Source organism: Pseudomonas putida (assembly GCF_004357765.1).
GTDB classification, from domain to species: Bacteria; Pseudomonadota; Gammaproteobacteria; order Pseudomonadales; family Pseudomonadaceae; genus Aquipseudomonas; species Aquipseudomonas putida_U.
Window position 1 is genome coordinate 100,513 of sequence record NZ_SMTE01000002.1, and the last position, 20,503, is coordinate 121,015.

Genomic DNA, 20,503 nt, shown 5'->3' on the forward strand with positions numbered 1-20,503 from the left:
GCGGGCTTGTCCCGCGAAGAGGCCGGTGCAGGCAATCAAATTCACATCTGGGTAAACCGCCCCAGGCGCTGGCGCAACATGCTGTTCTCGCTCCGCAGCTGCTGCACTTCCTGCAGCAGCTCCAGCGCCAGCGCCACGCCTTCCCATTCGAGTTCAAGCTCCTGGTGCAGCTTCGCCGCGCGCTTGGCCACGAGCGGCGCCTGATCATCGAACAGCCAGTCTTCCGGCGTTCGCCCCAACGGTTCGACGATCCCGTGCTCGACGATCTCGATCACATAGTCAGCCGTGATATCGGCTTCCTGACAAAGGGTACGCATATCCAGTTGAACGATCAGGGTGCTGCTCATGATCATTTACTCCATTGTGTCCTCGGATCGAACGCCGCTTTCTCGGAAAGCTTGGTCCACAGTTCGCGGACAGACTCGTCGGAAGTCGGCGGCATCACCACCTTCAGCTGCGCGTAGAGGTTGCCACGCTCGCCTTTCTTGTTGGCCAGACCCATGCCCGGCACACGCAGGCGCTGACCGCTCTGGCTGTCGGGGCGGATGGTCAGGTTGATCTTGCCGGTCAGGGTCGGCACGGCCACCTTGGTGCCCAGCGCGGCCTCCCATGGCGCCAGCGGCACGGTGATGATCAGGTCATGACCTTCGACGTCGAACAGCGGGTGCGGTGCCATGCGAATGGTCAGGAACAGGTCGCCATTGGCTCCACCGCCAACGCCCGGGGCACCCTGGCCCTTGAGACGAATGCGCTCGCCATCGGTGACCCCGGCTGGAATCTTCACGTTCAGGGTCTTGGTGGTGAATCCAGTGCGCTGACCGGCAGCGTTGGTCTGCGGTACCTGGAAACTGATCTGCTTGGATTCCTTGCTGAGGGTTTCCTCGAGGAAAATCGCCAGTTCCAGTTCCACGTCCTGCCCTCGCCTGCCGGCACTGCGTTGTTGACCACGCCCACCGCCGAACGGATTGCCGCCACGTGCGCCGAAGATCGAGCTGAAGAAATCGGAAAAGTCGCCGCCCTCGAAACCGCCGCCAGCGCCGCCGCGGCTTTCCCAGCCAGGGGGCGCCTGGAACGGCCGGCCGTGCTGGCCGCCGTACTTGCGGATCTCGTCGAATTCGGCACGCTTCTCGGCATCGCCGAGCACCTCGTAGGCCTCGTTGGCCTCCTTGAATTTCTCTTCGGCGTCACGCTCCTTGCTGACGTCGGGGTGATACTTGCGCGCCAGCTTGCGGTACGCGGCCTTGATCGCCTTCTCGTCCGCCGTGGGCTCTACGCCAAGTATCTTGTAATAGTCTTTGAAGTCCATCTACGGATCACCCGTGTGAATTTGCATGTTGCATCTGAAGATAAGGGCCAAGCATAGCCTTTCAAGGTTCGCTTGGCTTGGTCTTGGGGCAGACGATCGGTCTTGATTCTGTAGCTAACTGGCATACACTGCGCGGCCGTTTTGCCTCCGGAAGCTTTTTCCCATGTCTGACGTATCCCCGGCCCGTGCCCTCGGCATCGACTTCGGCACCTCCAACTCCACGGTCGGCTGGCACCGCCCTGGCACCGAGTCGCTGATTGCCCTGGAAGACGGCAAGATCACCCTGCCTTCGGTGGTCTTCTTCAACATCGAGGAACGTCGCCCGGTCTACGGTCGGCTGGCCCTGCACGAGTACCTGGAAGGCTACGAAGGCCGCCTGATGCGCTCGCTCAAGAGCCTGCTCGGGTCCAAGCTGATCAAGCACGACACCAGCGTGCTGGGCAGCGCCCTGCCGTTCAAGGACCTGCTGGGCATGTTCATCGGCGAGTTGAAAAAACGCGCCGAGGCCGCTGCCCAGCGCAGTTTCGACCAGGTCGTACTGGGCCGCCCGGTGTTCTTCGTCGACGAGGACCCAGCCGCTGACCAGGAGGCCGAGGACACCCTGGCCGAGGTGGCACGCAAGATCGGCTTCAAGGACGTATCGTTCCAGTACGAGCCCATTGCCGCAGCGTTCGACTACGAGTCGGGCATCAGCCGTGAAGAGCTGGTGCTCATCGTCGATATCGGCGGTGGTACCTCGGACTTTACCCTGATTCGCCTGTCGCCCGAGCGTCATCAGGTGGCCGAACGCCAGAGCGACATCCTCGCAACCGGCGGCGTGCACATCGGCGGTACCGATTTCGACAAACAGCTCAGCCTGCAAGGCGTGATGCCGCTGTTCGGCTATGGCAGCCGGATGAAGAGCGGCGCTTTGATGCCCACCAGCTATCACCTGAATCTGGCGACCTGGCACACGATCAACGCCCTCTATTCGCAGAAGTCGCAACTGGCCCTGGGCAGCATGCGCTACGACATCGAGGACACCCAGGGCATCGACCGCCTGTTCAGACTGATCGAACAGCGCGCAGGACACTGGCTGGCGATGGAAGTGGAAGCCAGCAAGATCGAGCTGACCGAACAACCGAGCCGCAACATCGACTTGGGCAGGGTCGAGCCGGCCCTGGCCGCAGAACTGACCCGGGTACTGTTCGAGGAGGCCATCGAGGGGCTGCTGGAGCGTGTGCGCGGCAGCGTGAGCGAGCTGCTGGCCAAGGCCGGCGTGAGCGAAACCCAGGTAGACACGGTGTTCTTCACCGGCGGTTCCAGCGGGATCCCGGCGCTGCGCAACAGTGTGGCGGCGATGCTGCCGAATGCCCGGCATGTCGAAGGCAACATCTTCGGTAGCATCGGCAGCGGCTTGGCAATCGAAGCGCGCAAGCGGTACGGGGCGGCCTTATAGTGTGCGACTGACTGCACTCCCCTCTTCGCGGGTAAACCCGCTCCTACAGGATCTGCGCCGGTTTCGAGGGCAGTGCTACCCGTGTAGGAGCGGGCTTGCCCGCGAAAGGGCCGGTACAGACAGACTCAGACCAGCTCGGCCCGCTTCAACTCACTCTTCAGGTAGGCGTAATACACCGGCCCCGCCACTACCCCAGGGAGCCCGAACGCCGCCTCGAACACCAGCATCGCCAGCAGCAGCTCCCACGACTTGGCACTGATCTGCCCACCAACGATCCGCGCGTTGAGGAAATACTCGACCTTGTGGATGACGATCAGGTACCCCAACGCCGCCACCGCCACCCAGATCGACAGCGACAAGCCAACGATGGTGATCAGCGTGTTGGACATCAGGTTGCCGATCACCGGCAGCAGGCCGAGCAGGAACGTCAGGACGATCAAGGTCTTGGTCAACGGCAGGTGCACACCGAACAGCGGCAGCACCACCGCCAGAAAGATACCGGTGAAGGTAGTGTTCAGCAGCGAGATCTTGATCTGCGCGAAGACGATGTTGCGAAATGCCCGCACCAACAGGCTCAGGCGCTCGAACAATGCCGCGGCCAGCGGCTTGCGCCGTGAGATATCGGGAATCCGCTGCAAGGCGACGATCGCGCCGAGGATCATGCCGATCAGCAAGGTGACGAACATGTGCGCCATGCCCTTGCCGACCAGTTGCAATTCCCCCAGGTGACTCTTCAACCAGTCGCCGATGGCGACCTTGAACTCGGCAGCACTGGCCGGCAAGTAACCCTCGATGAACGGCGGCAACTGGCCGCGGGCACGCTCGACCAGGGCCATGAACTTGTCCAGCGAGGCGCCAGGGTTCTCTGCTTCATGCAGCAGAAAGCTGAATGCGCCGGCGATCAGCAAGGTGAGGGTCGTGACTACCAGGGTGCCGAGCAGGGCCACCGCCAGCCAGCGGGCGCGCTGACCGGCGATCAACGGCTGCAAACGCGGGGTGAGCATGTTCACCAGCTCGAACACCAGCAACCCGGCCAGAAGACTGGGCAGCAATTTCAGGGGTAGGGCCAGGAGCAGGCCGGCGAACACGATGATCCAGCTGGCCAGGGTGATCTGGCGGGGGGTAAAGGTCATACAGCCTCAGCGGCAGACAACAGGACAGACCCGCAGTCTGCCAGCCTTGGCGGTGTAGGCATAGGCGCAACTCACTTCTTCTTCAGGCAGTCGCTCATGAACGCCTTGCGCTCGTCGCCTTTGAGCGTCTGCTCGGTGGCTTTGGCATTGCAGATTTTCATCTTTTCCTGCTGGGTGGTCTTCAGGCATTTGCTCATGAACGCCTTGCGCTCATCACCTTTGAGCGTCTGCTCGGTGGCCTCGGCATTGCAGGTTTTCATCTTTTCCTGTTGCGCGGTGGCGGCAAATCCCTGCGCACCGATCAGCATCCCCAACACCAGCAAAGGTACGTGCAACATTTTCATGGAGCGGTCTCCTTTTCTCCGCGCCCGGTGTGCGGAGCTGAGCGTGAGTGTAGACAAGGATTTCCCACTAGAGTCCCGCAGCCTTGAGCCGGGCGGCATGTTCGGTGAACAGGCGCAGCGGCTCGGCCCCCTTGCCCACTGCGCCGAGCGACTGATTGACGATGTCCAGGTGATCGAGCGGATAGTCGTCGCCAATCACCTGGCCCAGATGGGAGCTGAAGCGCCCGACCATGCCGTCGCACTGGCCCTTTTCCTTGACGAAGCTGCGGGCGAACAACCTGCAGAAATAACTGCTGCCATCGAAACGGTTGCGCCCCTGGTCGGTGCGACCTTTCTGTACAGTGCCGGACCAGGAGTAGTAGCGCACCCCGTTCACCTCGGCCGGCCCGTTGCCGCCCCAGGTATCGGGCAGCCCCTGTGGATAAGCCTGGTTGAACAACGCCACCCCGGCACTGGTAAGGGACTGGTGCGAAGCGTGCACATCAAGGGGTAACGGCTCGCGGCGCCAGCCGGTCTCCAGCCACATCTGCAGACGCGCCCAGGCGTGCAGTGCTGCCTTGAGCAAGCGCCCTTGGGGCGAGTCGCCTGGCGCCCTGCGCGACAGGTGGTCGGCCAGTTCCGAACCATGGTTGGGCCCGGCCACCGAGGTCACCGAAGCTACCCGCCAGGGGCGCTTGGCGGCGGCGTAGCGGGCATTGAGCGCGCCCTGGCTATGACCGATCAGATTGACCTTGTCGGCACCCGTGCGCTGGCAGATGTCTTCGATGATCGCCAGCAACTGCTCACCCCGCACCTCGTTGGAATGCAGCGGCGACACCTGCACGGGGAACACCTGCGCCCCGCCCTTGCGTAGCGCCGGCACGATCCCGAACCAGTAGGGGTAGAGCAGCACGCGTACGAAACCGAGCATGCCTGGTACCAGGACCAACGGGTATCGCGTAGCCAGTTCCTGACTCATTCACCTGCCCCTTCCGATGGACGCAGCTACCACCTTAGCGTGCGGCCAATGGCTATCGCAATCGAACTCCCGGCGCTGCCTGAGGTTCCAAACCTGAACAGACCCTTGAGCAAGGAGCGGGACCATGTACAAGCAGACCCTGGCAGTCCTTCTGGCTAGCGCCACCCTGGCCGCCTGCGGCAGCCGCCCGGAAAACCCGGTGGACTATGTCACCTACCGTGATGAGCCGCTGGTCAAGCAAGTGGAGAACGGTATGACCATGCAAAAGGTCATCGCCATCGGTGGCAGCCCGTCCAGTGCTACCGACCTCCCCCACGGCGGCACCTGCAATGACTACATCCTCAACCGCGACGGCCATCAGCAGCCCTACTACGTGCGCTTCGACGCCACCGGGCATGTCGATGCCAAGGGCTTCAAGACCTGCAAACAACGCCAAGAAGACAGCGACGCCGCCCACGGCGCATAAGTCTCGAGACTCCCCATGACCACCCTGATTCTTTCGGAGATGAACATGAACGCCACTGAACTGACCGATGTGCAAACCCTGCGCCAGCGTGCTCGCCAGCACGTGGAAAATGGCGCCGTGACCGAGGGTTATCACGCCGACCGCGAGCGCATCATCACCTTGCTCAACGAATCCCTAGCCACCGAGCTGGTCTGCGTCCTGCGCTACAAACGTCACTACTTCATGGCCAGCGGTATCAAGGCCAGCGTGGCGGCTGCGGAATTCCTAGAACACGCCAACCAGGAAAGCGAGCATGCCGATAAATTGGCCGAACGCATCGTGCAGCTCGGTGGCGAGCCGGACTTCAACCCGGATAATCTGAGCAAGAACGCCCATGCCCAGTACGTGGCAGGCAGCACGCTCAAGGAAATGGTGCTGGAAGACTTGGTGGCCGAGCGTATCGCCATCGACAGCTACCGCGAGATCATCCAGTACATCGGCGACAAGGATCCGACCACACGGCGCATCTTCGAGGACATCCTGGCTCAGGAAGAAGAGCACGCCGACGACATGTCGGACTTGCTGCAGGGGCTGTGATTGAGGGGGCTGCGAGTGCTCGTCGGGGCATTCGCAGCGGCCCTTATAGCGAGCGCCGCGCGGGCGGCGCTCGATATCCGCCGCCCTACACCCCTCAAGCCAAGCGCACCCTCCGCAATCCCTTGCTATTTCTTACCCTTCACCGCAGCCGGCGCCTTGCCGGCTTTCATCTGTTCGAGCAACGGTGTGCATTGGTTGGGCTCATCACCACTGCTGGGCGCGATCAGTGCCAGCAACCCGGCTGCCGGCCCCACCGCCACCCCCAGAGCGACCATGCCCGCGCCACGCAGCGCCAGCGGCACAGCCTGCACCCCCGCACTTGGCTTGGCGAACGACCCGCGCACGTACAACGGCGAGCGCAGCGAGAACAGGCGCAGGCCTTTGGACTCGGGCGTGATCTTCAGGTCCAGCTGTTCGCTGGCAAAATTGGCGGTGCCGTTGATGTGGATGATCGCGTTCTCGGTGTCGAAGATGAACAGCCGGGTGGTGGCTAGGCCATCTTTGATACCTACGTCCGCCGCCGCACAGTTGATCTTCACCTCTTCATCGCCGAACAGCTTGCCGATCACGTAATTGCCCACGTTGAGCCCGGCGATTTCCATCAGGCTGCGGCTGATGGCGCCATCGTTGATCAACAGGCGCAGATCGCCATTGGCCGTCCCCAGCAGCGCCGCCACCGAGTTACCGCGGCCACGGACGTCGGCGTCACCGTTCAGTTGACCGAAGCTGGTCTGCATGGGCGCGAACGTGGGAAACAGTTCCTTGAGCTTGAACCCGCGCGCGGTGAGCCTGGCATGGCCTTGCAGTGGCACGCTGCGGCCATCGAGGCGGATAACCGAGGACAGGTTGCCCCCGGCCACGCCAAACCGCAGCGGCTGCAGGCGCAGCAGCCCATCTTCGAGGATCACATGAGCTGCCAGGTCGTTGAATGGCAGCTTCTCGCTGTGCACGATGCGCTTGCCAGCGAAGGTGACGTCGGCGTCCATGGCGCGCCAGCGCTCAGTGCGGAACTCCTCCACCGGCAGCACCTTGTCGGCCGGCTGCTTGCTGGCGCCGCCGCGGGCTTTCTGCTCGGCGTTGGAATCGGCTCCGATCAGTGGGGCCAGGTCCTTGAACAGCAACTGGTTGGAAACCAGATTCCCCGACAGCTTGGGGCGCGGCTGGCTCGCGACGAAAGACAGGTCGCCATGAATGTCACTGTCGCCTATCTTGCCGTTGAAGCCCTGGTAGTCGAAGGTGGCCCCTTGAGCGGCGTGCAGGTTGGCGCGCAGATGGCCGTCGGTGGAATAGGCCGGGGTGTCCGGCAGGGTCACGCCGGTCAGCGGGTAGAGATTGCCCAGGCTCGCGCCCGACAGACGCAGACGCAGGTCCAATGCGCCAAGGTTGCGCGGATCGGTCAGAGTACCGGCCAGCACCACATGGGTGTCGGCGATGCGCACGTCGGCCTGCAGCGGGAACGGCTGCTGGGCATCCTGCAGTGCCAACAGGCCGCCGATCTTGCCGGTACCGGATACTGGCTGGTTCTTGTAGCGACCCTCGACCTTGAGCCCGAACGCATAGTCCTGGGCGCCGCCGGCCTTCTCGGCATCGGCCTTGCCGACGATCTCGCTGAACGGGATCGGCTTGCCGAGCGGGTCGATCTGCACCTTCATACGGGTTTTCAGGGTCTGGTCGTCGAAGCTGACATTGCCCTGGTCGAAGCCAATGGCACCGATGTCCAGCACCCACTTGGACGGTTCCTCGTGTTCATCCTTTGGCCCGAAATCGAAGGTCCAGTTGGCCCGGCCATCGGCCAGACGGGTCAGGCTGGCACTGGGCTTGGTCAGGTCGATACGCGGAATGACGATCTGCTGGAACACCAGGGGCAGCGGCGCCAAACGGAATTCGACGCGCTCCAGGCCAGCCATCTGCGGCTCCTTGAGCCAGTCGGGATTGCCCAAGGTGATGTCTTCGGCGATGAAGTGCGGCCATGGCACCCATGCGCGCCAGCCGCCTTCCTCAGGCTCGGTGCGCCATTTCACGGCGAGGTTGCCGTTGATCGCGAAAGGCCGGTGAAGGGCCTCGGAGACCTTGTCGTTCAACATCGGTTTGACGCGGTTCCAGTCGAACGTGGCGATCACCACCACCAGGATGGCCACTAGCGTAAGCAGGCTGGTGAGGGTCCAGACGAGGATTCTGGCGGGGCGCGTCATTGCGTGGTTCTCCTTTTGGACACGGCACGAAACGGTGAAACGCTGGCCGTGATGGCCTTGCTAAATCGGACTGATGAAAGCCCTGAGGGTTTTATCGGAGCGCCATGATAGCCGCTGTTTTTTGTCCTGCCGCTCAGCTTCCTGCTGGAAAACGCTTGCTAGCAGAAAGCCACTACCCACTTGTAACGCCTGTTCCAGAGCACTTTAGCCAGGCTATCAATCACGTCGATTGTTACCATTATGCGGATGAACTTTTCTCTGGCCGGGCCAAGCGTAGCATTGGCTCCGTACCCACTTTCCCGCCCCCCCAGAGGAGCAATCAGACATGAAACGCCAACTTCTTACGCTCACCCTGTCCATCCTTGCTGCCAACGCATTCGCCATGCCGGCTGACGACCAGGCACTCACCTCCGAAGCGCGTTCTCCTTCCGCAAGCGTGGCCCAACCGCTGAAAACCGTGGCTGAAGGGGGTTCCGATCGCCTGATCGAACGCAGCAGCCGCGTGGCCGAAGGCGGTTCCGATCGCCTGATCGAACGCAGCAGCCGCGTGGCCGAAGGCGGTTCCGATCGCCTGATCGAACGCAGCAGCCGCGTGGCCGAGGGAGGTTCCGATCGCCTGATCGAACGCAGCAGCCGCGTGGCCGAAGGCGGTTCCGATCGCCTGATCGAACGCAGCAGCCGCGTGGCCGAGGGAGGTTCCGATCGCCTGATCGAACGCAGCAGCCGCGTGGCCGAGGGAGGTTCCGATCGCCTGGTCGAACTCAGCCACATGAGCTGATCATCATGGCCGATAAGAACAATCCACCCAATCGTGCCTGCTCCCCTCCCAGCCCGGTCCATTGACCGGGCTTCGTTTTTTTAACTAGAGTGCCGGCCTCAACCGCCACAGAAGCGTGCCCCATGCTGCCGCGTGCCGAACAGAAGCTACAGACCCGCCAGGCCCTGCTCGATGCCGCCTGCCTGCTGATGGAGAGCGGCCGCGGTTTCGGCAGCATCAGCTTGCGCGAAGTGGCCAAGGCCGCGGGGATCGTGCCTACCGGTTTCTACCGACACTTTTCCGACATGGATGCCTTGGGACTGGCCTTGGTCGCCGAGGTCGACGCCACTTTTCGCCATACTATCCGCCTGGTCCGACACAACGAGTTCGAACTCGGTGGCATCACCGATGCCTCCGTGCGGATCTTTCTCGATGTGGTGGCCGCCCACCGCGCCCAGTTCCTGTTCCTGGCCCGCGAGCAGTACGGCGGCTCCCAGGTTGTCCGCCAGGCCATCGCCCGTCTGCGCCAGGGCATCAGCGATGACCTGGCCACCGATCTTGCGCGGATGCAGCGCTGGCAGCACCTGGACGACGCAGCCCTGGCAGTGATGGCGGACCTGGTGGTGAAGACCGTGTTCGCCACGTTGCCCGAGTTGATCGACAGCCCTGAGCCGGGTTATCCACAGGCCCTGAGCGCCCAGGAAAAAATCACCCAACAGCTGCGCTTCATTTTCGTCGGGGCGCGGTATTGGCAAGGGCTAGGCAGCCCCGGTTGATGGGTTGTCTGTGTGGGCCCCTTCGCCGGTTTGCCCGCGAAGGGACCCGCACAGACAACCCACCATCGCAGTTCTGCTACCATGGCGCCCTGCCCGATTGCGACGAGCGCCTTCATGTCCGACCCCCGCCCCGCCCTGCCCGAACTGGCCCGCTTCAACCAACACTTTGCCCAACGCATCGTGCCGCTGTGGCAAGGCCCAGGCTGGAACGCCGAAATGGCCCTGCCCTACGAGGCGTTGGATGCCGAACACCGGCCGCTCCCGGTGCAACGCTACCGGGCAATGGCCTGCGCTCGCCAGCTGTACCTGTTCAGCAGCCGCATCGAGCAGCCGGGGGCAGCTCAGCGGGCAGCCGCACTGTTCCGATCGCTGCAAAAGCACTTCCACGACGCCGAGCACGGTGGCTGGTTCTACAGCATCGATGCCGCCGGCAAACCGCTGGATCGGCGCAAGGACCTCTATACCCACGCTTTCATCGTCTTCGCCTGCGCGCACTATTGGGGCAAGAGCGGTGACAGCCTGGTGGAATCCACACTCAATGCGGCCCTCGAAGTGATCGCCGAGCAGTTCGCCCGCGACGATGGTCTGTACGAGGCCAGCCTTGCCGAGGACTGGGGCGATCTCGCCAGCGGCCCACTGCAGAACCCGCAAATGCATCTGGCCGAGGCCTTTCTGCAGGTGCTCGCTGTGCGCGACGATGCAGCGGTACGCCAGGCGTTGTTGCAGTTGTGCGAAGCCTTGCAGGCGCATTTCATCGAACCGCAGCACGGCCTGATGCTCGAGAAGCCTCGCGGTGCTGTGGATAACTGGTTCGAGCCTGGCCACCAGTTCGAATGGTTCTATCTGTTGGACACCTCGCCCCTGCTGCGCGGCACTGCCCTGCACAGCTCCATCGGCCGCGCCTTCACCTTTGCCGAGCAATGCGGGGTCAAGGATTCGGCGGTGCTGGCGATGCTCGATGCACAAGGCAATGTGCTCGATGCGACCCAGCGCATCTGGGCCCAGGCAGAGTACCTGCGGGCGCTGGCGCTGCGCCCTGGCAACGAGGCGACCCTGCGCAGGCAGCTACAGGCTTTGCAAACTCGCTTCTTGCACGAGGCAGGCTGGCATGAGTGCCGCGATGGTGAGGGGGCGGTCAGTCGGCACGACATGCCTTCGACCACGCCCTATCACCTGGCGACCTGTCTCGAGGGGCTGTCCGGCGCCGGCTGACCTGGCATTTCTGCCAGTAGCGACCCTATCGACGGGTTGTTAGATTGAAGGCTCCACAACCGGGAGCCTTATCATGGAACGCAAAGACCTCAAGGAATTTGTCGAGTCCCAGATCGATCTTGCAGCCAAGCAGATCGCCACGAAGAAGAAACCCGACCTGGATCACATTGCCTACGGCAAGCTTGGGTTCCTGTTGAGCGTTCGCCGTGTGCTCGACGGCACGGCAACCTGGGAAGACCATGGGCTGCATGATGCCGTCAACGATGTACTGCAGGAGCTGGGCGTACTCAAAACGTACGAAACCTACGTGAAGATGATCTCCAAATAACGCTCACTGCTTCCAGCTCAGCCCTTCGACCGATCGATCGAGAACCCTGCCCAATCCTGGCTCACGGGCATCAACTCGAGGCTGTTGATGTTGATGTGTGCAGGCTGGTTGAGGATCCAGAAAATGGTCTCGGCGATGTCCTGCGGCTGGATTGGTTCGGCGCCAGCATAGGTGGCGTCGTACTTGGCCTGATCACCGCCGAAGCGCACCAGCGAAAACTCGCTTTCGCACAGCCCCGGCTCGATGTTGCTCACCCGCACACCAGTGCCACGCAGGTCGCAGCGCAGACTCAACGAGAATTGACCGACGAAGGCCTTGGTGCCGCCATACACGTTACTGCCCGGATACGGGTAGTTGCCTGCCACGGAACCTACGTTGAGGATCGAGGCGCCACGTCCGTGAGCGATCAGGCGCGGCAGCAACAGCCGGGTGGTGTAGATCAGCCCCTTGATGTTGGTATCGACCATGGTTTCCCAGTCGTCGAGGCTACAGTTCTGCGCCGCCTCCACGCCCAAGGCAAGGCCTGCGTTGTTGACCAGCGCCTGCAGCTTGTCGAACGTCGGCGGGAGGCTGGCGATCGCTGCTTCCACGGCTTGACGGTCGCGCACATCGAGTACCAGGCCGTGCACTTCGGTCTTTGCCGACAGTTCCGCGCAGAGGGCGTCCAGACGCTCCTTGCGTCGGCCGGTAAGCACCAGCTTCCAGCCTGCATCGGCGAAACGCCGTGCGGTGGCTTCACCAAACCCGGATGTCGCGCCAGTGATGAATACGGTGGACGTCATGCAGTGTTCCTCGCTGTGGATGAATCGTCGACAGGGCTTGCAGCATGCCCTCCGCTGACGAGCTGAGCAAGCCGCACGAGCGTCTGGTCATTTTTTGTACAGTTTCGCCAAACCCCCATGACAGAGGCTTCCGCGGCACCTATGCGCATGTTATCCACAAGGCTTTCCCCACCGATTGGGGGCAACTGGACGACCGGGCGGAACCCTTTCAGCGTACAGGGGTCCTGGTCATCTCGGAGTGTAATGGCGCAACGCTTTCAAGTCCGCCGCTTGCAGCAGTCTGTCCAAGGCTTTTTCACAGACTTATCCACAGACTCAACGCTGTTCGAAAGCGAGCCCGTCGGCGCTTAAACGTGAAGAAAAACATCCACAGAGCGCGACTGATCAAAAAACGAGCGTTCGCCTGGAGCCCTTGCAAGCCGTGGATTCCGGCCAGGTGCCACCATGTTTTCCACAGGCGCTTCCACATTATCCGTGGAAAAGATCAACCTGTGGAAACAATGGCTTGGGAGAGAAAGATGGGATGGCGTCAGAACGTTGTGCGACAAGTTGTCCACATAGGTAGTGCGAAGCTTTTGGGCCTTATCGCCGGCAAGCCGGCGATACGGCATCAATGCCCGCCGAGGTAAGCGTTGCGCACCTCTTCGTTGGCCAACAGCTCCTGCCCCGTACCGGTCATGCGGATCTCTCCGTTGACCATCACATAGGCCCGGTCTGACAGCTTCAAGGCATGGTTGGCATTTTGCTCGACGAGGAAAATGGTCATCCCGGTCTGCGCCAGCTCACGCAAGGTGGCGAAGATCTGCTTGACCACGATCGGTGCCAGGCCAAGCGACGGCTCGTCGAGCAACAGCAACTTAGGCCGACTCATCAAAGCACGTGCGATGGCCAGCATCTGCTGCTCGCCACCGGACATGGTCATGGCGCGCTGGTTACGCCGCTCCTTGAGCCGCGGGAACAGCTCGTACATACGCTGCATGTCTTCGTCGGCATGCTTGTCACCGATGGGGATGGTGCCCATCATCAGGTTTTCCTCGACGCTCATGTCGGGGAACACCCGCCGCCCCTCCGGCGATTGGGCGATGCCGTTGGAGGCGATGTAGTGCGACGACTTGCGGGTGATGTCGGTGCCGCGATAGACGATGTGGCCCGACGCCGCGCGCGGCTGGCCGAAGATCGACATCAGCAAGGTGGACTTGCCGGCACCATTGGCACCGATCAGGCTCACCGTCTCGCCTTCGTCGATGTGCATCGACACCTTCTTCAGCGCCTGGATCGGCCCGTAGAACACATCCAGGTCACGCAGTTCGAGAATGGGCGCGCTCATACCAGCTCCTCTTCATCCGCACCCAGGTAGGCGGCGATCACTGTCGGGTTGTGGCGGATATCCTGTGGCGTACCTTCGGCAATCACGGTGCCGTGGTCCAGCACCACGATATGGTCGGAAATGCTCATGACCATGCCCATGTCGTGCTCGATCAGCACCACGGTGATGTCGTGCTCGTCGCGCAGCACGCGGATCATGCGGCTCAAGGCCTCGGTTTCCTGTGGGTTGAGGCCGGCGGCCGGCTCGTCCAGGCAGATGATCTTGGGTCGGGTGCACATGGCCCGAGCGATTTCCAGACGCCGCTGCTGGCCGTAGGAAAGCTCACCGGCCAGGCGGTTGGCGCAGTCGACCAGGTCGACGACTTCCAGCCAGTAGAACGCATGGTCCAGGGCATCGCTCTCGGCCTTGCGGTAGGCCTTGGTATTGAGCACACCGGCCAGCAGGTTGCGGTTGACCCACATGTGCTGGGCCACCAGCAGGTTCTCCACCACCGACATTTCCTTGAACAGGCGGATGTTCTGGAAAGTTCGCGCCAGCCCGGCGCGGTTGACCAGGTGGGTTCCGCCGAACATCTTGTAGTAAATGCGCTTGCCCAAGCGCGCAGGCGAAACGAAGTCGGCGGCCTGGAAGCGCTCGCCGAGCAACTGGATGACGTTGGTCTGGCTGCCACGCAGGTTCAGTTCGATGCGCCCGCCACTGGCCTTGTAGAAGCCGGTCAGGCAGTTGAACACGGTGGTCTTGCCCGCGCCGTTAGGGCCGATCAGAGCGAAGATCTGATTGCGCCGGACCTTCAGACTGACATCGCTGAGCGCCTTGATGCCACCGAAGTGCATCATCAGATTGTCGACCGAGAGAATGATATCGTCGCTCATGGCGCCACTCCTTTACGCGGAACCACACCGGTACGGCTGATGCGGATCAGCCCCCGCGGTCGCCAGATCATCATCAGCACCATCAGCACACCGAACAGCAGCACCCGGTACTCGGAGAAACTGCGCAACAACTCCGGCGCCACGGTGAGCACGAAGGCCGCGATCACCACGCCCACCGTCGAGCCCATCCCGCCGAGCACGACGATGGCCAGAATCAGCGCCGACTCGAAGAAGGTGAACGAGGAGGGGTTGACGAAGCCTTGGTAGGTGGCAAAGAACACCCCCGCAAGGCCTGCGGTGGAGGCACCCAGCGTGAACGCCGAGAGCTTGACCAGGACGTGGTTCAGGCCCATCGAGCGGCAGGCGATCTCGTCCTCGCGCAACGCTTCCCAGGCACGCCCGACCGGCATGCGGGTCAGGCGATGCTTGATGTACAGCACTGCCAGCACCACCAGGAACAGCACGACGTAGATGAACAGGAATTTCACGTTAGGGTTGTAGTCGATGCCGAAGAACTCATGGAACGGCACCCCACCGTCCTTGGCCCGGCGGCCGAACTCCAGGCCCAGGAAGGTCGGCGACGGCGCCGGCATGCCGTTCGGACCACCGGTGAACGACAGCCAGTTGTTGAGCACCAGGCGGATGATCTCACCAAAGCCCAGGGTCACGATCGCCAGGTAGTCGCCGTGCATGCGCAATACCGGGAACCCTAGAATGCACCCGGCCAGGGCTGCGGCGATGGCCGCCAGAGGCAGTACGCTCCAGAAACCAAGCCCAAGGTACTGATAACCCAGCGCCAGGCCATAGGCACCGATGGCATAGAACGCCACGTAGCCCAGGTCGAGCAGCCCTGCCAGACCCACCACGATGTTCAGGCCCAGGCCCAACAACACGTAGATCAGGCCGAGGATGACCACAGTCAGCAGATACTTGTTGGCGAAGATCGGGAACACGATGGCGATCACGATCAGCGCCGGGATGATGTAGCGCAGCCGCGACTTGTAGCCCGGCGCCAGCACGTGCACGCCGGAGCCGCCGCTGTCGAAGCCCTGCAATACGCGTTGGCCGCTCGCCGACTGCAGATACAGGCTGAGCAGGAAGCGCCCGATCATCACCCCACCGACCAACCACGCCACGCGCGCAGGTTGGGCATTGAAGCTGTAGCCGTCGAGCACGACGCCAACGACTGGGCCGAATACGATGAGCGCCAGCAGGCCGGCGACGATGGTCTCCAGCAGGCTGCGTTTGAGATCGAAACCCTTGGTTTCGGATACTGAGGCAGTTTTGGCAACGGACATGTTCACACCTTAGCCACGAGCGGACGGCCCAGCAGGCCTTGCGGGCGGAAGATAAGGATCAGTACCAGCAGCGAGAAACTGAACACATCCTTGTAGTCGGAGTTGATCAGGCCCGAGAACAGCGACTCGGAAATCCCCAGGATGATGCCGCCGAGCATGGCGCCGGGCAGCGAACCGATACCGCCGAGCACCGCGGCGGTGAACGCCTTGATGCCGATGATGAAGCCGGCGTAGAAGTCGAAGGTGCCGTAGTTCATGGTGATCAGTACGCCAGCCAGAGCGGCCATCACCGCACCGATGACGAACACGTAGGAAATCACTCGGTCGGTATTGATGCCGAGGATCGAGGCCATCTTGCGGTCTTGCTGGGTAGCGCGGCACATACGACCGAGCTTGGTGTACTTGATCACGTAGGTGAGCAGGCCCATGCCGACGAAGGCGGCTACCAGAATGAAGATCTTGGTGTAGGTCAGTTGCACGAAGCCGCTGCCGACCTCGATACGCATGGCCCCTTCGAGCAGGGTCGGCACGCCTTGCTGGCGAGCGCCCTGGCTGATCTGCGCGTAGTTCTGCAGGATCAGCGAAATACCGATAGCACTGATCAGCGGAGCCAGACGGGTGGAGTTACGCAAGGGTTTGTATGCGATGCGCTCGATGGTGAAGCCATAGACGCCGGTGACGACGACGGTGAACAACAGCGTGCCGAGCATCAGCAGCGGGAAGGATTCGATACCGAAGTAAGCCAGCAATGCCAGGCTGATCGCCGCGAGGTAAGCGGAGATCATATACACCTCGCCGTGCGCGAAGTTGATCATGCCGATGATGCCATAGACCATTGTGTAGCCGATGGCGATCAGGCCATAGACCGACCCTAGGGTCAGGCCATTGACCAGTTGCTGCAGGAAAATACCATCCATAACGCAATCTCACCTGATTGAGATTGCACGAGCGCCGACCACGGCGGGCCTCGAACAGAGCAGCCCTCGCAGCGCAGTACTGTGCAGATCTACGGATAAAGACAGGTACCGCGGGGCCTGGACCCGGGTGAATGCGCACCCGGGCCGGTGGCCGTTGTTATTTTTGTTTTTCCAGCTGGTGGTACTTGCCTTGGGCGTCCCACTGATAGACCACGTAGTCGGAAACGGTCAGGTCACCCTTGCTATCCCACTTCTTCTCGCCCATGACGGTCTGCACCGGATTGGCCTTGAGCCACTTGGCGGCGTCCTCGCCATTGTTCGACTTGGCGCCGTTGAAGGCCGCGGCCAGGGCTTGCAGAGAGGCGTAGGCGTACAGGGTGTAGCCTTCAGGCTCAGTACCGGCTTTACGGAACTCTTCCACCACGGCTTTGCTGTCCGGCAGCAGGCGCGGGTCGGCGCCGAAGGTCATGTACACGCCGTCCACGTACTGGGCGCCACCGGCAGTGGCCACCAACTCATCGGTGACGATGCCATCATCGGACATGAACTTGACGTCCTTCAGGCCCTGCTCGCGCAGTTGTCGCACCAAGGGGCCGGCTTCCGGATGCAGACCACCGAAGTAGACCACGTCGGCACCGGCGGCACGGATCTTGGTGACCACGGCGCTGAAATCTTTCTCGCCACGGGTCAGGCCTTCGTACAGCACCGGCTTGACGCCGCGTTTCTCCAACTGCGCCTTGGTCGCATCCGCCAGGCCCTGGCCGTAGGTATCCTTGTCGTGCAATACCGCGACCTTCTTGCCCTTGAGCACATCGACGATGTAATCGCCGGCAACGATGCCTTGCTGGTCGTCACGACCACACATACGGAACATCGCAGACAGGCCGCGCTCGGTGACTTGCGGGTTGGTAGAGCCGGGGGTGATGGCGATCACGCCGGCTTCGTCATACACCTCGGAGGCGGGAATGGTGTTGGAAGAACAGAAATGTCCGACCACACCGATGACTTTGTCCTGGTCGACCAGGCGGTTGGCCACGGCCACGGCCTGCTTCGGCTCACAGGCATCGTCACCTTTGACCAAGACGATCTTTTCGCCGTTCACGCCGCCGGCGGCGTTGATCTTGTCGGCCGCCGCCTGGGCACCTTTCATGTACTGCTCACCAAACGCTGCGTTGGCACCGGTCATGGGCCCCGCGACACCGATCTTGACGTCGGCCTGAACATACGAAGAAACACCCAGTGCCGTAGCTACGGCCAGAGCCAGGAAACCTTTCTTGTAAAACGTCTGCGACATGAGGTGGTGCTCCTAGAGTTTTTTTGGTTGGCACTACAACTTCTCAGCCTTGTGCTCCGAGCAAGGGCCGTGCCATTGGTTTTGTTATTTGCAGAAACACACTGAAGGGAATGCTGGGAAGCGACCGACGGCCTTTTCTTTACTGAGCGTGCAACCGTCTGCCACGGGGCGGGCGCCACCAAACGTACAGACAAGGAGCAACCTTTACGTGCCATCATTGCAACCCCAGCAAGTGTTAACGTGCAACCGCCCTGTAACAACAGACGTCACCGAAGTGCACACCCCTGGTGCGCGACTGCTACAGGCAGCACCTTTTCAAGGCTAGACCGTGCACAAAAAAAACACCTGTTTTGTCCTTTCCGGCCCTTGCGCAACGTTCCAAATTGCCCGTTAAAAGGCCGGTATAGACCCAACAAGACGCAAAACACTGGCACAATGGCCGACATTCGCCGCCTTGGAGGCCACTCATGAGCGAGAGCGCATTCGCCGAGCGCATCGTGCATAACCTGCTCGACACCGACTTCTACAAGCTCACGATGATGCAGGCCGTGCTGCACAATTATCCGGATGCCGATGTGGAATGGGAGTTCCGCTGCCGAAACGGTGAAGACCTGCGGCCTTACCTGGGAGAAATCCGCACCCAGATCGAGCAACTCGGCGAGCTGACCCTGGACCCGGGACAACTGGCCTTCCTCGAGCGCATCAGTTTTCTCAAGCCGGATTTCCTGCGTTTTCTCGGCCTGTTCCGCTTCAATCTGCGCTATGTCCACCTGGGCATCGAGAACGACCAGCTGTGCCTGCGCCTGCGCGGCCCCTGGCTGCATGTGATCCTGTTCGAGGTGCCGCTGCTGGCGATCATCAGCGAAGTCCGCAACCGCCAATTGCACCCACGTATGCGCCTGGCCGAAGCCCGCGACCAGCTCTACCGTAAGTTCGACTGGCTACGCGCGCATGCCAGCGAAGAGGAACTGTCCGAGCTGCAGGTGGCCGACTTCGGCACCCGCCGGCGTTTTTCCAGCCGCGTTCAAGAAGACGTGGTGCGGGTGCTGCGCGATGACTTCCCGGCCCGCTTCGTCGGCACCAGCAATGTCGATCTGGCATGGAAACTGGATATCAAGCCACTGGGCACCATGGCCCACGAGTGGTTCATGGCCCACCAGCAGCTCGGCCCACGCCTGATCGACAGCCAGATCGCCGCGCTCGACTGCTGGGTTCGCGAGTACCGCGGCCTGCTCGGCATCGCCCTGACCGACTGCATCACCATGGATGCCTTCCTCGGCGATTTCGACCTGTACTTCGCCAAGCTGTTCGATGGCCTGCGCCATGACTCGGGCGAACCCGTGGCCTGGGGCGAGAAAGCCATCGCCCACTACGAGAAGTTGGGTATCGACCCGATGACCAAGACGCTGGTGTTTTCCGATGGCCTGAACTTGACCCGCTCGCTGGAAATCTTCCGTGCCCTGCGCGGCCGCATCAACGTCAGTTTCGGTATCGGCACCAACCTGACCTGCGACATTCCGGGGGTCGCGCCGATGAACATCGTGCTTAAAATGACCGATTGCAACGGCTCGCCGGTAGCAAAAATTTCCGACGAGGCCGCCAAGACCCAGTGTCGCGACGCCAACTTCGTCGCCTACATGCGTCATGTCTTCAAAGTCCCCAGCAAGGAGTAACTCATGCAAGCGGTTCAGCAGGAAATTGCCCAGGCGCTGAAGGTGCAGCCGCCATTTGCCGACGCCGCTGCGCTCGAGGCCGAAGTTGCCCGGCGCGTGGCATTCATCAAGGATTGCCTGGGTAATGCCCGGCTCAAGACCCTGGTACTGGGAATCAGCGGCGGCGTCGACTCACTGACTGCCGCCCTGCTTGCGCAACGCGCCATCAACGAGCTGCGCGCGGAAAAGAACGACCCGGATTACCGCTTCATCGCCGTGCGCCTGCCCTACCAGGTCCAGCACGATGAGCATGACGCCCAGGCCTGCCTGGCGGTGATCAAGGCCGATGAGGTGCATACCGTCGATATCGCCCCTGCCGTGCGCGCCCTGGCGGCTGAGGTGAAAGCACTGGAGAACGCTGCGCCGGCCCATGTCGATTTCGTCGTCGGCAACGTCAAGGCGCGTACCCGCATGGTCGCCCAATACACCATCGCCGGCGCCCGCGCAGGCCTGGTGATCGGCACCGACCATGCTGCCGAGGCGGTGATGGGCTTCTTCACCAAGTTCGGTGATGGCGCATGCGACCTGGCACCTTTGAGCGGCTTGGTGAAGAACCAGGTACGAGCGATCGCGCGCAGCTTTGGCGCACCTGAAGCGCTGGTCGAGAAAGTACCGACGGCGGACCTCGAAGACCTGGAGCCGGGCAAGCCGGACGAAGCGTCCCATGGCGTCACCTACGCGCAGATCGACGCCTTCCTGCATGGGCAGCCGGTCGATCAGCAGGCGTTCGACATTATTGTCGCCACCTACCGCAAAACCCAGCACAAACGCGAACTGCCGTTCGCCCCGTAAAAAGCTTCGCGGGACAAGCCCGC

Annotated in this window: 21 protein-coding genes; 9 read left to right on the forward strand and 12 right to left on the reverse strand. The window is 62.0% G+C overall.

What is annotated here, in order from left to right:
• Positions 1-41 precede the first annotated feature (41 nt).
• Both E2H86_RS03010 and cbpA read right to left on the reverse strand, forming a co-directional pair.
• On the reverse strand, positions 42-347 hold the full coding sequence (locus E2H86_RS03010; protein WP_133324580.1) for a chaperone modulator CbpM: 306 nt from the start codon (positions 345-347) through the stop codon (positions 42-44).
• Between the two features lie 2 nt (positions 348-349).
• Positions 350-1,306, reverse strand: a complete 957-nt coding sequence (gene cbpA / locus E2H86_RS03015; RefSeq protein ID WP_133324582.1) for a curved DNA-binding protein — start codon at positions 1,304-1,306, stop codon at positions 350-352.
• A 163-nt stretch (positions 1,307-1,469) separates the two neighbouring features.
• Between cbpA and E2H86_RS03020 the strand changes: the two genes are divergently transcribed.
• Positions 1,470-2,744, forward strand: a complete 1,275-nt coding sequence (locus tag E2H86_RS03020) for an Hsp70 family protein (protein WP_133324584.1) — start codon at positions 1,470-1,472, stop codon at positions 2,742-2,744.
• A gap of 125 nt (positions 2,745-2,869) precedes the next feature.
• Here the strand turns inward: E2H86_RS03020 and E2H86_RS03025 are convergent, their stop codons facing one another.
• The 3 genes from E2H86_RS03025 to E2H86_RS03035 all read right to left on the reverse strand — a co-directional run bounded on the left by E2H86_RS03025 (position 2,870) and on the right by E2H86_RS03035 (position 5,179).
• The gene (locus tag E2H86_RS03025; RefSeq protein ID WP_133324586.1) at positions 2,870-3,877 is read right to left on the reverse strand and encodes an AI-2E family transporter; all 1,008 of its coding nucleotides are present in this window, start codon (positions 3,875-3,877) and stop codon (positions 2,870-2,872) included.
• 71 nt (positions 3,878-3,948) lie between these two features.
• A complete protein-coding gene (locus E2H86_RS03030) occupies positions 3,949-4,221 on the reverse strand; it encodes a PsiF family protein (RefSeq protein ID WP_133324588.1) in 273 nt (90 codons plus the stop codon).
• Positions 4,222-4,288: 67 nt separating this feature from the next.
• The gene (locus E2H86_RS03035) at positions 4,289-5,179 is read right to left on the reverse strand and encodes a lipase family alpha/beta hydrolase (RefSeq protein WP_133324590.1); all 891 of its coding nucleotides are present in this window, start codon (positions 5,177-5,179) and stop codon (positions 4,289-4,291) included.
• 124 nt (positions 5,180-5,303) lie between these two features.
• Between E2H86_RS03035 and osmE the strand changes: the two genes are divergently transcribed.
• Together osmE and E2H86_RS03045 are read left to right on the forward strand one after the other, a co-directional pair.
• Positions 5,304-5,645 (forward strand): osmotically-inducible lipoprotein OsmE, encoded by a 342-nt coding sequence (gene osmE / locus E2H86_RS03040; RefSeq protein WP_133324592.1) that lies wholly within the window; start codon positions 5,304-5,306, stop codon positions 5,643-5,645.
• A 45-nt stretch (positions 5,646-5,690) separates the two neighbouring features.
• Positions 5,691-6,221, forward strand: a complete 531-nt coding sequence (locus E2H86_RS03045) for a ferritin-like domain-containing protein (protein ID WP_133325154.1) — start codon at positions 5,691-5,693, stop codon at positions 6,219-6,221.
• 125 nt (positions 6,222-6,346) lie between these two features.
• Here the strand turns inward: E2H86_RS03045 and E2H86_RS03050 are convergent, their stop codons facing one another.
• The gene (locus E2H86_RS03050) at positions 6,347-8,413 is read right to left on the reverse strand and encodes an AsmA family protein (RefSeq protein ID WP_133324594.1); all 2,067 of its coding nucleotides are present in this window, start codon (positions 8,411-8,413) and stop codon (positions 6,347-6,349) included.
• Between the two features lie 325 nt (positions 8,414-8,738).
• Between E2H86_RS03050 and E2H86_RS03055 the strand changes: the two genes are divergently transcribed.
• From E2H86_RS03055 to E2H86_RS03070, 4 genes are all read left to right on the forward strand, one after another.
• Positions 8,739-9,191 (forward strand): phage infection protein, encoded by a 453-nt coding sequence (locus E2H86_RS03055; protein WP_133324596.1) that lies wholly within the window; start codon positions 8,739-8,741, stop codon positions 9,189-9,191.
• A gap of 122 nt (positions 9,192-9,313) precedes the next feature.
• Positions 9,314-9,946, forward strand: coding sequence for a TetR family transcriptional regulator (locus E2H86_RS03060; RefSeq protein ID WP_133324598.1), 633 nt, complete (start codon positions 9,314-9,316; stop codon positions 9,944-9,946).
• A 114-nt stretch (positions 9,947-10,060) separates the two neighbouring features.
• Positions 10,061-11,158, forward strand: coding sequence for an AGE family epimerase/isomerase (locus tag E2H86_RS03065; RefSeq protein ID WP_133324600.1), 1,098 nt, complete (start codon positions 10,061-10,063; stop codon positions 11,156-11,158).
• Between the two features lie 73 nt (positions 11,159-11,231).
• The gene (locus E2H86_RS03070) at positions 11,232-11,486 is read left to right on the forward strand and encodes a hypothetical protein (RefSeq protein ID WP_133324602.1); all 255 of its coding nucleotides are present in this window, start codon (positions 11,232-11,234) and stop codon (positions 11,484-11,486) included.
• Positions 11,487-11,503: 17 nt separating this feature from the next.
• On the opposite strand, the gene E2H86_RS03075 is transcribed toward E2H86_RS03070, so the two are convergent.
• The 6 genes from E2H86_RS03075 to E2H86_RS03100 all read right to left on the reverse strand — a co-directional run bounded on the left by E2H86_RS03075 (position 11,504) and on the right by E2H86_RS03100 (position 17,976).
• Positions 11,504-12,268, reverse strand: coding sequence for an SDR family oxidoreductase (locus E2H86_RS03075; RefSeq protein WP_133324604.1), 765 nt, complete (start codon positions 12,266-12,268; stop codon positions 11,504-11,506).
• 610 nt (positions 12,269-12,878) lie between these two features.
• Entirely contained in the window at positions 12,879-13,595 is a 717-nt protein-coding gene (locus E2H86_RS03080; RefSeq protein WP_133324606.1) for an ABC transporter ATP-binding protein, read from the reverse strand.
• Positions 13,592-14,467, reverse strand: coding sequence for an ABC transporter ATP-binding protein (locus E2H86_RS03085; protein WP_133324608.1), 876 nt, complete (start codon positions 14,465-14,467; stop codon positions 13,592-13,594). Before E2H86_RS03085 ends, E2H86_RS03080 begins: the two co-directional genes overlap by 4 nt.
• Entirely contained in the window at positions 14,464-15,765 is a 1,302-nt protein-coding gene (gene livM / locus E2H86_RS03090; protein ID WP_133324610.1) for a high-affinity branched-chain amino acid ABC transporter permease LivM, read from the reverse strand. Before livM ends, E2H86_RS03085 begins: the two co-directional genes overlap by 4 nt.
• Before the next feature lie 2 nt (positions 15,766-15,767).
• Positions 15,768-16,682, reverse strand: a complete 915-nt coding sequence (locus E2H86_RS03095; protein ID WP_133324612.1) for an ABC transporter permease subunit — start codon at positions 16,680-16,682, stop codon at positions 15,768-15,770.
• A gap of 157 nt (positions 16,683-16,839) precedes the next feature.
• Positions 16,840-17,976 carry a branched-chain amino acid ABC transporter substrate-binding protein gene (locus E2H86_RS03100; protein ID WP_133324614.1) on the reverse strand — a complete coding sequence of 379 codons (1,137 nt, stop codon included), beginning with the start codon at positions 17,974-17,976 and terminating at the stop codon, positions 16,840-16,842.
• A 467-nt stretch (positions 17,977-18,443) separates the two neighbouring features.
• Here E2H86_RS03100 and pncB point away from each other — a divergent pair, with 467 nt between their 5' ends.
• Positions 18,444-19,649, forward strand: coding sequence for a nicotinate phosphoribosyltransferase (pncB, locus tag E2H86_RS03105; RefSeq protein ID WP_133324616.1), 1,206 nt, complete (start codon positions 18,444-18,446; stop codon positions 19,647-19,649).
• A 3-nt stretch (positions 19,650-19,652) separates the two neighbouring features.
• Positions 19,653-20,480, forward strand: a complete 828-nt coding sequence (nadE, locus tag E2H86_RS03110; protein WP_133324618.1) for an ammonia-dependent NAD(+) synthetase — start codon at positions 19,653-19,655, stop codon at positions 20,478-20,480.
• Positions 20,481-20,503 lie beyond the last annotated feature (23 nt).

Coding starts and splice junctions, on each gene's coding strand:
- E2H86_RS03065 (WP_133324600.1), top strand. CDS start 10,061: ATGTCCGACCCCCGCCCCGCCCTGCCCGAACTGGCCCGCTTCAACCAA.
- E2H86_RS03010 (WP_133324580.1), bottom strand. CDS start 347: ATGAGCAGCACCCTGATCGTTCAACTGGATATGCGTACCCTTTGTCAG.
- E2H86_RS03100 (WP_133324614.1), bottom strand. CDS start 17,976: ATGTCGCAGACGTTTTACAAGAAAGGTTTCCTGGCTCTGGCCGTAGCT.
- E2H86_RS03045 (WP_133325154.1), top strand. CDS start 5,691: ATGAACGCCACTGAACTGACCGATGTGCAAACCCTGCGCCAGCGTGCT.
- E2H86_RS03020 (WP_133324584.1), top strand. CDS start 1,470: ATGTCTGACGTATCCCCGGCCCGTGCCCTCGGCATCGACTTCGGCACC.
- E2H86_RS03055 (WP_133324596.1), top strand. CDS start 8,739: ATGAAACGCCAACTTCTTACGCTCACCCTGTCCATCCTTGCTGCCAAC.
- nadE (WP_133324618.1), top strand. CDS start 19,653: ATGCAAGCGGTTCAGCAGGAAATTGCCCAGGCGCTGAAGGTGCAGCCG.
- E2H86_RS03085 (WP_133324608.1), bottom strand. CDS start 14,467: ATGAGCGACGATATCATTCTCTCGGTCGACAATCTGATGATGCACTTC.
- E2H86_RS03030 (WP_133324588.1), bottom strand. CDS start 4,221: ATGAAAATGTTGCACGTACCTTTGCTGGTGTTGGGGATGCTGATCGGT.
- E2H86_RS03080 (WP_133324606.1), bottom strand. CDS start 13,595: ATGAGCGCGCCCATTCTCGAACTGCGTGACCTGGATGTGTTCTACGGG.
- E2H86_RS03050 (WP_133324594.1), bottom strand. CDS start 8,413: ATGACGCGCCCCGCCAGAATCCTCGTCTGGACCCTCACCAGCCTGCTT.
- E2H86_RS03035 (WP_133324590.1), bottom strand. CDS start 5,179: ATGAGTCAGGAACTGGCTACGCGATACCCGTTGGTCCTGGTACCAGGC.
- osmE (WP_133324592.1), top strand. CDS start 5,304: ATGTACAAGCAGACCCTGGCAGTCCTTCTGGCTAGCGCCACCCTGGCC.
- E2H86_RS03025 (WP_133324586.1), bottom strand. CDS start 3,877: ATGACCTTTACCCCCCGCCAGATCACCCTGGCCAGCTGGATCATCGTG.
- E2H86_RS03075 (WP_133324604.1), bottom strand. CDS start 12,268: ATGACGTCCACCGTATTCATCACTGGCGCGACATCCGGGTTTGGTGAA.
- livM (WP_133324610.1), bottom strand. CDS start 15,765: ATGTCCGTTGCCAAAACTGCCTCAGTATCCGAAACCAAGGGTTTCGAT.
- pncB (WP_133324616.1), top strand. CDS start 18,444: ATGAGCGAGAGCGCATTCGCCGAGCGCATCGTGCATAACCTGCTCGAC.
- E2H86_RS03095 (WP_133324612.1), bottom strand. CDS start 16,682: ATGGATGGTATTTTCCTGCAGCAACTGGTCAATGGCCTGACCCTAGGG.
- E2H86_RS03060 (WP_133324598.1), top strand. CDS start 9,314: ATGCTGCCGCGTGCCGAACAGAAGCTACAGACCCGCCAGGCCCTGCTC.
- E2H86_RS03070 (WP_133324602.1), top strand. CDS start 11,232: ATGGAACGCAAAGACCTCAAGGAATTTGTCGAGTCCCAGATCGATCTT.
- cbpA (WP_133324582.1), bottom strand. CDS start 1,306: ATGGACTTCAAAGACTATTACAAGATACTTGGCGTAGAGCCCACGGCG.